Genomic DNA, 11,052 nt, shown 5'->3' on the forward strand with positions numbered 1-11,052 from the left:
ACTTCCCGCTCAGCTTGCCCCGAGTAGTTAGCTCCGAGCAAACTACTCGTCCACGCCGACAACCCATCTGGAGGAGGCGACGATGACCACCGAGCCCCGCCTGCCCGACCCCGAGGACGTGCCCGACGACTGGCCCGAGGGCTGGCGCGACCTACCCGCGGAGGTGCTGGCGGTGCTGTGCCTGGGCGCGGAGATCGGCGACTACAGCATGCGGCGCCGCCTCGGGCCGCTGCTGGACACCCCGCTCACCCTCCAGCAGCTGCGCGGGCTGACCTTCCTGGTGATCGAGGAGTCGATGACGCCGCAGCACCTCAGCGAGCTGCTGGAGGTGAGCCCGGCCACCATCACCGGCCTGGTCGACCGACTCGTCCGCGCCGGCATGGTCGACCGGACAGCGGACAGCCGGGACGGCCGGGGCCGGGTGCTGACCCCCACCCGGGCCGGGATCCGGGTCGTCCGGCGGCTGATGGCCTCGGACGTGGAGACCGACGCAGCCGTGCTGCAGGCGCTCCGCCCGGCCGAGCTCACCGCCCTGCACGAGGGGCTCTCGGGCGTCCTGCGGGCGCTGCGCACCCAGGACGACGAACCCTGACGTGCCGGCCCTCGCCAGCCGTCAGGACGTGCCGGTCTCCAGCAGCGCCGTCATCTCCGGCAGGTCGAAGAACTGCGCCGTCGCCCGGGCGCTGGGCTGGCCGTGGTCCGGGTCGGCCCCGGCGGCCAGCAGGTGGCGCACCGTCTCGGCCGACTGCTTGAAGACGCCGGCGGCCAGCGCCGTCTGCCCCCGGTCGTTCGCGCGGGTGTGGTCCGCCCCGCGCTCCAGCAGCGCAGCGACCGTCGACGCCCGGCCCTGGTAGGCGGAGAGGATGAGCAGGGTGTCGCCCTTGTCGTTGGTCAGGTTGGCCGGCACCCCGGCGTCGAGGTAGGCCACCAGCTGCTCGGTGTCGCCCTCCCGCGCCAGGTCGAAGACCTTCGCGGCGAGCGCGATGACGCCCGGGTCGATGGGCTGCTGAGGAGGCTGCGGATCGGTCACGCCACCGAGCCTAGGGGCCCGGTGGCGTGACCAGACCGGCAGTTCAGGAGCCGCTCACCCGGTCGGTGAGGGCGAGCACGTGCCGCCACGCGTCCTGGCAGGCCTCGGCCCACTCGGCGGAGGACCGGTCGAAGAACGAGTGCGGCGCCCCCTCGTAGACGACCTCGTCGACGTCGGCCCCGGCCGCGCGCATCCGGGCGGCCAGCTCGCGCTGCTCAGCCACGGGGGTGGCGCTGTCGGCGCCGGCGATGATCATGACGACCGGCTTCTGCGCGCCGTCCGCGGCCTCGCCCACCAGACTCGGCCGGCCGTAGAAGCCCGCGCTGCCGGCCAGGTCCAGGTCCCCGGCCGACTGCCGCCAGGCGTGGCTGCCCCCGAAGCAGAACCCCACGGTGACCACCGGCAGCGCCGGGTCGGTGCGGCTGCGCAGGTACTCGATCCCGGCGGCGGTGTCCGCGTCGACACCGGCCGGCGTGGTCTGCGGGATGTGCGCCCCCCAGTCGAAGTCCTCCTCGCGGGTGCCGTTCTCGGCGATCCCCGCGGTGCGGCCGAAGTAGTCGACAGCGACCGCGGCGAGCCCGGCCTCGGCGAACCGCTCGGCCAGGGCGACGTAGTACGGGTGCAGACCACGGATGTCGGGCAGCAGGACCACCCCGGCGCGCGGGGCGGTGGCCGGCGCGGCGTAGGCGGCGGAGAAGCGGGTGTCGTCGGCGGCGGTCAGCGTGAGGGTGCCCCGCTCGGCGACGGGCCCGACGGTGGGTGGCGCAGGGGGGCGGCTGTCGTGGTCGTGGCACATGCCGACGTGTCTACCGCCGCCCCCCGCAGCGCGCAGCGGGAGCTCAGCCCTGGTCGCCGGCCCCGCCGCCGGCGTCGCCGCCGGCGTCGCCGCCGGCGTCGCCGCCACCGCCGTCCCCGTTGCCGCCGTCGGCGGCGTGGTCCGGTGCGCTCGGGTGGCCCCCGAAGACGCTCGCCGCGACGTCCCGGCGCACCTCGGTGACCCAGTCGTGCTGGCGGTTCGCCTGCCGGATCAGCCGGTCCAGCAGGTCGGCGTCGATCCGGCTGTCCACGGTGGCCGCGATCCGCAACGTCTCGAAGCCGCTCCGCTTGCCCCGCACCGCCGAGGCGAGGAACTCGAACTCGACCAGGTCGCTGGACGGGGACCGGCTGAGCAGGTGCCCGTTCAGCTTCGCCCGGCTCGCCTTCTCCGCGATCCAGGTGGCCACCTGCTTGTACTGGCGCACCGGGAAGCCCAGCGCCTGCGCGACCCCGGTGATCGCGGCCTTCTCCTCACGGAGCTCGTCGAGCAGTTGGCGGAGGGGCTGCTCGCGCTCCGTCCCGCGGTGCACCCCGATCATCCGGGAGACCAGCTCGATGCCACCGGCGGCCGCAGCGAGGTGGTCGTTGACGTAGACGCCCAGCAGGTCTGGGTGGGACACGGAACCGGTCGGCGCCGGGGTCTGGGTCACGGGGTTCTCCTCGCAGGCAGGGCCGGTTTCCGGCCTCCCCATCATGTCCGGTGCTCACCAGTTCGACACCCGCCCCCCTCGCACGGGGGTCAGCGGCGGTTCCGCCGGTGCCAGCTGGTCCACGAGTTGTCCCGGATGAAGGGGTTGACGACCTCGGCGTCCCGCCGGCCCTCCCGGACCTCGCGCCAGACGTCCGAGTGGTGCAGCGAGCGGGACCCGCGCCGGCGGGCCGAGTGGTCCATCCACCAGGCCGCCCCGAGCAGGAGGGCCACCACGACGCCGACCGCTACCCAGAAGACCATGACCCATCCTGACCGACCGGTGGGCTCCGTACCTGGACCGTCCGGATCTCATCTGTGAGATAGCGTGGCCGGTGATGACGCTGACCGAGGAGACGACGACCCAGTCCCTGCGCCAGATCGGTGCGCTCGTCCGGGACGCCCGGCGACACCACGGGCTCACCCAGCAGCAGCTGGGCGAGCGCCTGGGCACCAGCCAGAGCGCCATCGCCCGGATCGAGCAGGGCAACCAGAACCTCACCCTGGAACTGCTGGGCCGGTTGTCGGCCGCGCTGGACAGCGAGCTGATCACCGTCGGCCGCAGCGGCCCCACCCACCTGCGGGTCAGCGGTGGCAGACCTCTGTCGGGCAGCGTCACGGTGAAGTCGTCGAAGAACGCCGCCGTGGCCCTGCTGTGCGCCGCGCTGCTCAACCGCGGCCGGACGACGCTGCGCAACGTCTCCCGCATCGTCGAGGTCGACCGGATCCTGGACGTGCTCACCTCGATCGGCGTCTCCGCCACCTGGGACGCCGCCGGGCGAGACCTGACCCTCGTCGTCCCCGAGCAGCTGGACCTCTCCGCCATCGACGCCGACGCGGCCCGTCGCACCCGCAGCATCATCATGTTCCTGGGGCCACTGCTGCACCGGGCCGAGGACTTCCGGCTCCCCTACGCCGGCGGCTGCGACCTGGGCACCCGCACCGTCGAGCCGCACATGATCGCGCTGCGCCCCTTCGGGCTCGAGGTCGAGGCGCACGCCGGGGAGTACCGGGCGACCGTCGCCCCGCCCGTGGCGCGGGACCGGACGATCGTGCTGACCGAGCGCGGCGACACGGTGACGGAGAACGCGTTGCTGGCCGCCGCCCGGCACGATGGGACGACGACGATCCGCAACGCCAGCCCGAACTACATGGTCCAGGACCTCTGCCTGTACCTGGAGCTGCTGGGCGTGCGGATCGAGGGCTTCGGGACGACGACCCTGGTGGTCACCGGCAAGCCCGTGCTCGACGCCGACGTCGACTACCCGCTCTCGGAGGACCCGGTGGAGGCGATGAGCCTGCTGACCGCCGGGATCGTGACCAGCTCGGAGCTCACCGTGCGCCGGGCGCCGATCGAGTTCCTGGAGATCGAGCTGGCGATCCTCGCCGAGATGGGGCTGGCGTTCGACCTGTCCCCGGAGTACCCGGCCGACAACGGGCGCACCCGGCTCGTCGACATCACCCTCCACCCCTCCCAGCTGCGGGCGCCCATCGACAAGGTGCACCCGATGCCGTTCCCCGGGCTCAACATCGACAACCTGCCGTTCTTCGCGGTGATCGCCGCGACGGCCACCGGCAGCACGCTGATCCACGACTGGGTCTACGACAACCGGGCGATCCACCTCTCCGACCTGACCCGGCTGGGCGCCGATGTGCGGCTGCTCGACCCGCACCGGGTGCTGGTGGAGGGGCCGACGCGCTGGTCGGCGGCGGAGATCGTCTGCCCGCCCGCGCTGCGCCCGGCGGTCTGCATCCTGCTGGCGATGCTGGCGGCCAAGGGCGACTCGGTGCTGCGGAACGTGGACATCATCGCCCGCGGCTACGAGCAGCTCTACGAACGACTGGTCGAGATGGGCGCCCAGATCGAGGTCTTCACCGACTGAACCTCGCCCACCACAATGGCCATTTTGGTGGGAGAGGTTCAGGTGCGGAGGAGGACGGCGACGCCGACGCAGCCCAGGGCCCAGAGGCCGCTGGCCAGCGTGCCGATGATGAACCGCTCGGACGCGACCGGGGCCTTCAGCTCGTTGAACCGGCCGAGCCCCTTGACCGCGATCAGCACAGCGAGCCCCTCGGCGAACCCGGCCAGCACGGTGACCGCGATGGCGGTGCGTTCCAGCACACCGATCCAGGCACCGCCCCGGAGCACCTCCGGGTCCGAGGCGCGGCGCCGCCCCGGCACCCGGTCGGGGTCGGCGGCCCGGAGGACGGCGGTGGCCACCGGACCCCCGCCCAGCGCGGCCGAGGCGACCGCCAGCAGCTGACCGCCGAGCGCCGCCCCGTCCTCGACCTGGCCTGCCCGCCAGGCGAGCGCGGCTGCGGCGCCCAGCAGCAGCACCAGCACCAGCCCGCCGACCCGGCTGCCCCGCCGGTCGCTCTGCGGGGTCAGCGCTGCCCCGGCGACGGCCAGGACGCCGAGGAGCACCAGCGCGGCGACGCTCATCCCACCGCCCACCGCGCTCATCCCGCCGCCCGGGCCAGCAGCCGTGCCGCCGCCGGGTGCAGGTCCCGCTCGACGTCCCACTGGCCGGCGCCCAGCCGCTGCCCCACCGCCTGCCGGGTCACCCCCAGCTCGGTGGCCGCCTGGGCCTGGGTGCGCCCGGCCTCGACCAACTCGATCGCCTCCCACGCCTGGTCGCTGCGCCGCTCGACCAGCACGGCGAGTGCGCTCAGCACCGCCTGCGCGTCCGCGGCCGTCTCGGGCACCGCCCCTCGCACGGCGAGCCGCACGGGGCGGCGCTTGGCCGCCTCCACGGCGGCCCGGGCGGCGACGAACGCCGGGCCCGCCCCCGCCCGGGTGCTGCCCGGCAGCGGCGTGTGCACCGGACCCGCCCCGATCCCGAGACTCCACCCCCCGTCCCGCATCAGCCGGCGGACGACGTCGACCACCACGGCCGGGTCGTCGAGCAGGCCCTGGAACTCATCACCGGCGGTGCGCTCGAAGCGGAGCACGGTGGGCACGTCAGCGAGTGCGCTCAGCACCTCGGGCACCCGGTCCGGGGTGCTGCGACTGTCCCGCTGGTCGACCGTGAGCACGAAGGGCATGGCGCAAGTCCAGCAGCTTGCCCCGCTGAAAGCAAGTCCATGACCTTGTCGGGGTGGCGCGGCGGATCACTGCGCGGGTCAGGAACCGGCCGGAGCCGGCGGGAAGCCACCGGTGGCGACCGGCCCCCAGCGCTCGATGGTGACCCGCAGCAGCGCCTTGCCCTGGCGCTGCATCGCCGCCCGGTACTCGTCCCAGTCGGGGTGCTCACCGCTGATCGACCGGAAGTAGTCGACCAGCGGATCGAGCGCTTCCGGCAGGTCGAGCACTTCGGCCTGACCGTCGACCTGGACCCAGGGCCCGTCGAAGTCGTCGGAGAGCACACAGAGCGAGACCCGGGGGTCGCGCCGGGCGTTGACCGCCTTGGCCCGCTGCGGGTAGGTGGAGACCACCACCCGCCCCTGGTCGTCGACGCCACAGGACACCGGGGACAGCTGCGGGCTCCCGTCGCTGCGGCGGGTGAGCAGGAGGGCCTTGTGCCGGGGGCGCAGGAAGGCGAGCAGCTCATCCCGGTCGACCCGGTCGGCGGTGGCGGTCTTCGGCATGCCGGGAACCTACGACGTACCTCCGACGGTCCGCGCCCCGACGTCGGCCCGCGTCCGCACAGGATCACGTCGAGCCGTTCGGTGGGACCCCGCCGAGTGTGTTGGGATCAGACCATGCCCGATGAACGCCGCCCAGACCCCGGCGCCGAGACCCCCGACGACGAGCACGGCAGGGGCACCGGCGCGAGCCGGGCCACCACGGAGAGCGCGCACGGGACCAGCCCCGAGGCCGACGAGAACGAGGTCGGCACCACCCGGGCGCCGATCCCCGGACCGGAGCGCGCCCGGCGCCTGCAGGCCGCGAGCCGCCGGGTGGCGATCGTCTCGGGCGAGCTGATCCTCATCGTCCTCGCCCTGCTCATCATCGGGCGGGTCATCGGCGAGCTGTGGGTCATCCTGCTCCCCGTCGTCCTCGCGCTGCTGTTCACCACCGTGCTGTGGCCGGTGGCCCGCTTCCTCCGCAACCACTCCTGGCCGCCGGCGCTGGCGTCACTGGTCGTCCTGCTGCTCTTCCTGGGCGCGTTCGGCGGGATCGTCGCCGTCATCGCGCCCCAGGTGGTCGGGCAGGTCGAGGAGGTCGCCGACGGTGTGACCGAGGGCCTGGAGCAGGTGCAGGACTACCTGGCCGGCCCGCCGTTCAACGTCGACGACGACCAGATCGGCAACGCCGTCGACTCCATCGTCACCTCGGTGCAGAGCAACGCGCAGAACATCGCCGGCTACGCGGTCACGACCGCGACGACCATCGGCGGCCTGCTGATCAACCTCGTGCTCGCGCTGGTGCTGACCTTCTTCTTCCTCAAGGACGGCCCGAAGTGGGTGCCGTGGCTGGCGGCGCAGACCGGCCCGCAGGCCGCCCCGCACGTCGCGGCACTGTCGCTGAAGACGTGGCGCACCCTGTCGGAGTTCATCCGCCAGCAGGCCATCGTCGGTTTCGTGGACGCCTTCTTCATCGGCGTCGGGCTGCTCGTGCTCGGCGTGCCGCTGGTGGTGCCGCTGGCCGTGCTGACCTTCTTCGGTGCGTTCATCCCGATCATCGGTGCCTTCGTCGCCGGGGGCTTCGCCGTCCTGATCGCGCTGGTCGACAGCGGCCTGACCACGGCGCTGATCGTCCTCGGCCTGATCATCGTGGTGCAGCAGATCGAGGGGAACGTGCTGCAGCCGATCCTGCAGGGCCGCGGGCTGAACCTGCACGCCGCCGTGGTGATCCTGGCGGTGACCGCCGGGGCCAGCCTGGCCGGGATCATCGGGGCGTTCCTGGCGGTGCCGGTGGCCGCGCTGATCGCGGTCGCCTACCGCTACGGCCGCGACGTGCTCGACGGCAACAACCCCGAGGTCGACGAGGACGGCATGCGGGGGCAGCTGACCCGCGACGCCGCGGGCACCCACCTGGTGCGCGAACCGGCCGACACGACGCCCGGCAGCTGACCGGCCTCCCCCGGCGGGAGGACGATGGGAATGCACCGGCCGTCCGCGGGGCTGGTGACCACGTGCAGCCCGACCAGCCGTCAGGAGGACGCCCCGTGCCGCAGCGACCGGAGGACCTCGTCGAGGTGCTCCCCGAGGCCGAGCCCTTCCTCACCCGCGAGGCGGCCGTGTCCGCGCCCGAACAGCGTGCGGGCCTGGTGCTCGTCCACGACCTGGCCGGTGAGTTCGACGCGGCGCACGCCGGTGCGCTCACCGGGGCCCACCTGCTCGATGCGCTGCCCAACCGGCTCATCGCCCGCTTCGACGTCGATGCACTGGTCGACTACCGGGCTCACCGGCCGCGGATGACGTTCTCCGGCGACCGGTACGTGTCGGTCTCCTCCCCCGAGATCGGGCTGTACGCACTGGAGGACGACGGCGGGACACCGTTCCTGCTGCTGCACGGCGCCGAGCCCGACTACGCCTGGGAGCGGTTCGTCGCCGCTGTGCTGCAGCTGGTCGACCGGCTGGGCGTGACCTCGGCGCTCGCGCTGCACGCCATCCCGATGCCGGTGCCGCACACCCGCCCGGTGACCGTGACCGCCCACGCGACGCGGCGGCAGCTGATCGAGTCCTATCCGCTCTACTGGGGGGAGATGCGGATCCCCGCGAGCGTCGGGGCGTTGCTGGAGCTGCGGCTCGGGGAGGCCGGCGTCGACGCACTGGGCATCGCCGCGCACGTGCCGCACTACCTGACCCAGAACACCTACCCGGCGGCCTCGCTCACCCTGCTGGAGCACCTGACCCGGCTCACCGGCCTGCACGTGCCGGTCGAGACGCTGCGCGAGGCGGCCGAGGCGCACCGCACCGAGGTCGACGAGCAGATCGCCCGCTCCAGTGAGAACACCGCGGTGGTCAACGCCCTGGAGGAGCAGTTCGACTCCTTCGCCGCCTCCCGCGAGGAGACCGGGCTGCTCGGGTTCAGTGGCGAGATGCCCACCGGCGACGAGCTCGGCGCGCAGATCGAGCGGTTCCTCGCCGAGCAGGACGGCGACCGCCCCACCGACTGACGCCGCGGGTTCAGCCGGCGAGCACGCGGGCGACCGCCAGCGCCTGCGGGTCGGCCGGCGTCCCGGTGGCGGCCGAGCGCAACCAGGCGGCCAGTGGGCCGGCCACTGCCGGGGACAGGGTCACGATCCACTCCGCCGTCCGTGCGCGGGCCTCGGCGACGTGCTCGGTGCTGCCGTCCGGCGAGCGGGCGACCACCTCCGGCCGGGAGGCGAGCAACCCGCCGACCGTCCAGCTGCCCCCGGTGGTCCGCGCCGCCAGCTCCTCGAGCCGGTCGGCTGCGGCCCGCAGCACTGCGGCGTCCAGGTCGTCCATGGACCGGGCCTCCACTCCCTGAGGTCGGTCACCGGCACGTGCTGGCACTCAGGCCGGGAGCTTCGCCACCGTCAGCAGGACGACGGAGTCCTCGAGCGCCTCCAGGGCGTGCCGCTCGGCCGGGACGGCGAGCAGCTCCCCCTTCGCGAGCTCCTGGGGCGCGGCGGTCGAAGTCAGCCGGACCCGCCCTTCCAGCACCAACAGGGTCGCCTCGCCCGGGTTCTCGTGCTCGGCCAGGCCCGCACCGGCGCGCAGCGCGATCACGGTCTGCCGCAGGGTGGCCTCGTGGCCGCCGTGGACGGTGTGTGCCGCCCGGCCGCTGTGCGCGCCGGCCGCCGTGGCGGCCAGCTCCCGAGCCAGGCCCCACACGTCCTGTCGCTCTGCGTTCATGCGCGTCCTCTCCACGGTCCGGGGACTCCGGGCGCCGGTACGGCCTGCGTCCGGTGCCGGGACTGGACCCGGCACCGCCCGGGACGATGCCCGTCGTCGGCGGACCGTGGCAAGCCGCCCATGGCACTGGTCGAGTCCAGGGGCCGACGACCGGTCATGGCGGGACGTCCGCCTCTCCTCCCCCCGGCTGCTGGCCTCCGGACAACGGGCAGCAGGCACGTCCCCGACCCGCCAGCGGGACGAAAGACCTCCTGCGCATCGCCGGCTCAGCCAGCAGACTCGGGGGCGGCCCTGCCGGTCGCCTCGTGCACCGGTGGAGGAGACGTCCACCACTGCAAGGAGCTCATGTTGCTGTCCGATCGATCACGTCCGGTCATCGAGGCGACCCTGCCGGTCGTCGCCGAGAACATCGAGGAGATCGCCCGGCGCTTCTACGCGCACCTGTTCGGCGCCCACCCCGAGCTGCTCGACGGGACGTTCAACCGCGGCAACCAGGCCGAGGGCACCCAGCAGGTGGCCCTGGCCGGTTCGGTCGCCGTCTTCGCCAGCGCGCTCGTCCAGGACCCGGAGCAGGTGCCCGAGCACCTGCTGGCCCGGATCGCGCACAAGCACGCCTCGCTGGGGATCACCCCGGCGCAGTACGACGTCGTCCACGACAACCTGTTCTGGGCGATCGTCGACGTGCTCGGGGAGGCCGTCACCCCAGAGGTGGCCGCGGCCTGGGACGAGGTCTACTGGCTGATGGCCTATGCGCTGATCAACATGGAGCGCGGCCTCTACAGCTCCCGCGGGGTGCGGCCGGAGACGGTCTGGCGCGAGTGGGAGGTCGCGGAGAAGACCGCGGAGACCGCCGACGTCGTCACCTTCCGGGTGAAGCGGATCGACGACCGGCTGGTGAAGACCTCGCTGCCCGGCCAGTACGTGTCGGTGAAGGTGCAGATGCCCGACGGCGTCCACCAGCCGCGGCAGTACAGCCTGACCCGGGCCGACGACGGCGAGCACCGCCAGTTCTCGGTCAAGCGGGTGCGCGGCGGCGCGAAGCCCGACGGCGAGGTCTCGAACCTGCTGTGCGACCAGGTCCAGGTCGGCGACGTCCTCACGATGTCGCTGCCGTTCGGGGACGTCGTCCTCGACGACTCCGGTCGCCCGGTGGTCTTCGCCAGCGCCGGCATCGGGATCACCCCGATGGCCGGGATGATCTCGCACCTGACCGCGGCCGGGTCGCGGCTGCCGATCACCCTGCTGCACGCCGACGTCGACGAGAGCTCCTTCGCCCTCCGCGAGCAGGTCAGCGCCGACGTCCAGCAACTGCCCAATGCCTCACTGCACGTCTGGTACGAGCAGGGTGCGGACAGCTCGCTCCCCGTCGCGGGCGTGCACGCCGGGATGATGGACCTCGACGCCGTCGACCTGCCCGAGGGCGCGGCGTACTACCTGTGCGGTCCGCTGCCGTTCATGCGCGCCGTGCGCAGCGCGCTCATCGACCGCGGCGTGCCGGGCCGGGACATCCAGTACGAGGTCTTCGGCCCCGACCTGTGGCAGGCCGACCTGGCCGCCGAGCCGACGCCGGACGCCACCGCCCACCCGGTCGCCGCGCAGGCCTGACCAGCCCCGGCACAGCACTGCGGGCCGCGACCGGGAACTCCCGGACGCGGCCCGCAGGTCGTGGTGGGCGACGCTCCTATGGATCGTCAAGCGGGTGAGGGGGCGGCTTCGAGGCGGCGGTAGAGCTCGCGGGCGATGTAGCGCT

General features: G+C 73.4%; 14 protein-coding genes. 5 read left to right on the top strand and 9 right to left on the bottom strand.

Annotated features, from left to right (window positions below):
* The first annotated feature begins 82 nt into the window (after window positions 1-82).
* Window positions 83-592: a MarR family winged helix-turn-helix transcriptional regulator gene (locus O2W16_RS21395; protein WP_269160865.1), complete on the top strand. Its 510-nt coding sequence runs from the start codon at window positions 83-85 to the stop codon at window positions 590-592.
* Between the two features lie 21 nt (window positions 593-613).
* Here O2W16_RS21395 and O2W16_RS21400 read toward each other — a convergent pair whose 3' ends face one another.
* From O2W16_RS21400 to O2W16_RS21415, 4 genes are all read right to left on the bottom strand, one after another.
* On the bottom strand, window positions 614-1,030 hold the full coding sequence (locus O2W16_RS21400; protein WP_269160866.1) for an ankyrin repeat domain-containing protein: 417 nt from the start codon (window positions 1,028-1,030) through the stop codon (window positions 614-616).
* 43 nt (window positions 1,031-1,073) lie between these two features.
* The gene (locus O2W16_RS21405) at window positions 1,074-1,826 is read right to left on the bottom strand and encodes a dienelactone hydrolase family protein (RefSeq protein WP_269160867.1); all 753 of its coding nucleotides are present in this window, start codon (window positions 1,824-1,826) and stop codon (window positions 1,074-1,076) included.
* A 43-nt stretch (window positions 1,827-1,869) separates the two neighbouring features.
* Window positions 1,870-2,496 carry a hypothetical protein gene (locus tag O2W16_RS21410; RefSeq protein ID WP_269160868.1) on the bottom strand — a complete coding sequence of 209 codons (627 nt, stop codon included), beginning with the start codon at window positions 2,494-2,496 and terminating at the stop codon, window positions 1,870-1,872.
* 89 nt (window positions 2,497-2,585) lie between these two features.
* Entirely contained in the window at window positions 2,586-2,798 is a 213-nt protein-coding gene (locus O2W16_RS21415) for a hypothetical protein (protein WP_269160869.1), read from the bottom strand.
* Window positions 2,799-2,872: 74 nt separating this feature from the next.
* Between O2W16_RS21415 and O2W16_RS21420 the strand changes: the two genes are divergently transcribed.
* Entirely contained in the window at window positions 2,873-4,417 is a 1,545-nt protein-coding gene (locus tag O2W16_RS21420) for a helix-turn-helix domain-containing protein (RefSeq protein ID WP_269160870.1), read from the top strand.
* Between the two features lie 38 nt (window positions 4,418-4,455).
* Here the strand turns inward: O2W16_RS21420 and O2W16_RS21425 are convergent, their stop codons facing one another.
* From O2W16_RS21425 to O2W16_RS21435, 3 genes are all read right to left on the bottom strand, one after another.
* Window positions 4,456-4,977 carry a hypothetical protein gene (locus O2W16_RS21425; protein WP_269160871.1) on the bottom strand — a complete coding sequence of 174 codons (522 nt, stop codon included), beginning with the start codon at window positions 4,975-4,977 and terminating at the stop codon, window positions 4,456-4,458.
* A gap of 17 nt (window positions 4,978-4,994) precedes the next feature.
* Entirely contained in the window at window positions 4,995-5,579 is a 585-nt protein-coding gene (locus O2W16_RS21430; RefSeq protein ID WP_269160872.1) for a hypothetical protein, read from the bottom strand.
* A gap of 78 nt (window positions 5,580-5,657) precedes the next feature.
* Complete coding sequence (locus tag O2W16_RS21435) at window positions 5,658-6,122, bottom strand: PPOX class F420-dependent oxidoreductase (protein WP_269160873.1); 465 nt, start codon at window positions 6,120-6,122, stop codon at window positions 5,658-5,660.
* A 114-nt stretch (window positions 6,123-6,236) separates the two neighbouring features.
* On the opposite strand from O2W16_RS21435, the gene O2W16_RS21440 reads away from it, so the two are divergent.
* Together O2W16_RS21440 and O2W16_RS21445 are read left to right on the top strand one after the other, a co-directional pair.
* Complete coding sequence (locus O2W16_RS21440; protein ID WP_269160874.1) at window positions 6,237-7,550, top strand: AI-2E family transporter; 1,314 nt, start codon at window positions 6,237-6,239, stop codon at window positions 7,548-7,550.
* Window positions 7,551-7,645: 95 nt separating this feature from the next.
* Entirely contained in the window at window positions 7,646-8,599 is a 954-nt protein-coding gene (locus O2W16_RS21445; protein WP_269160875.1) for a proteasome assembly chaperone family protein, read from the top strand.
* Between the two features lie 10 nt (window positions 8,600-8,609).
* Here the strand turns inward: O2W16_RS21445 and O2W16_RS21450 are convergent, their stop codons facing one another.
* Entirely contained in the window at window positions 8,610-8,912 is a 303-nt protein-coding gene (locus tag O2W16_RS21450; protein ID WP_269160876.1) for a hypothetical protein, read from the bottom strand.
* A gap of 48 nt (window positions 8,913-8,960) precedes the next feature.
* Complete coding sequence (locus O2W16_RS21455; protein WP_269160877.1) at window positions 8,961-9,302, bottom strand: cupin domain-containing protein; 342 nt, start codon at window positions 9,300-9,302, stop codon at window positions 8,961-8,963.
* A 345-nt stretch (window positions 9,303-9,647) separates the two neighbouring features.
* Here O2W16_RS21455 and O2W16_RS21460 point away from each other — a divergent pair, with 345 nt between their 5' ends.
* Window positions 9,648-10,907: an FAD-binding oxidoreductase gene (locus O2W16_RS21460; RefSeq protein ID WP_269160878.1), complete on the top strand. Its 1,260-nt coding sequence runs from the start codon at window positions 9,648-9,650 to the stop codon at window positions 10,905-10,907.
* Window positions 10,908-11,052: the final 145 nt, after the last annotated feature.

The organism is Modestobacter sp. VKM Ac-2984, from assembly GCF_026967985.1.
Classification (GTDB): Bacteria; Actinomycetota; Actinomycetes; order Mycobacteriales; family Geodermatophilaceae; genus Modestobacter.

Coding starts and splice junctions, on each gene's coding strand:
- O2W16_RS21395 (WP_269160865.1), top strand. CDS start 83: ATGACCACCGAGCCCCGCCTGCCCGACCCCGAGGACGTGCCCGACGAC.
- O2W16_RS21405 (WP_269160867.1), bottom strand. CDS start 1,826: ATGTGCCACGACCACGACAGCCGCCCCCCTGCGCCACCCACCGTCGGG.
- O2W16_RS21415 (WP_269160869.1), bottom strand. CDS start 2,798: ATGGTCTTCTGGGTAGCGGTCGGCGTCGTGGTGGCCCTCCTGCTCGGG.
- O2W16_RS21420 (WP_269160870.1), top strand. CDS start 2,873: ATGACGCTGACCGAGGAGACGACGACCCAGTCCCTGCGCCAGATCGGT.
- O2W16_RS21425 (WP_269160871.1), bottom strand. CDS start 4,977: ATGAGCGTCGCCGCGCTGGTGCTCCTCGGCGTCCTGGCCGTCGCCGGG.
- O2W16_RS21430 (WP_269160872.1), bottom strand. CDS start 5,579: ATGCCCTTCGTGCTCACGGTCGACCAGCGGGACAGTCGCAGCACCCCG.
- O2W16_RS21435 (WP_269160873.1), bottom strand. CDS start 6,122: ATGCCGAAGACCGCCACCGCCGACCGGGTCGACCGGGATGAGCTGCTC.
- O2W16_RS21440 (WP_269160874.1), top strand. CDS start 6,237: ATGCCCGATGAACGCCGCCCAGACCCCGGCGCCGAGACCCCCGACGAC.
- O2W16_RS21450 (WP_269160876.1), bottom strand. CDS start 8,912: ATGGACGACCTGGACGCCGCAGTGCTGCGGGCCGCAGCCGACCGGCTC.
- O2W16_RS21455 (WP_269160877.1), bottom strand. CDS start 9,302: ATGAACGCAGAGCGACAGGACGTGTGGGGCCTGGCTCGGGAGCTGGCC.
- O2W16_RS21460 (WP_269160878.1), top strand. CDS start 9,648: ATGTTGCTGTCCGATCGATCACGTCCGGTCATCGAGGCGACCCTGCCG.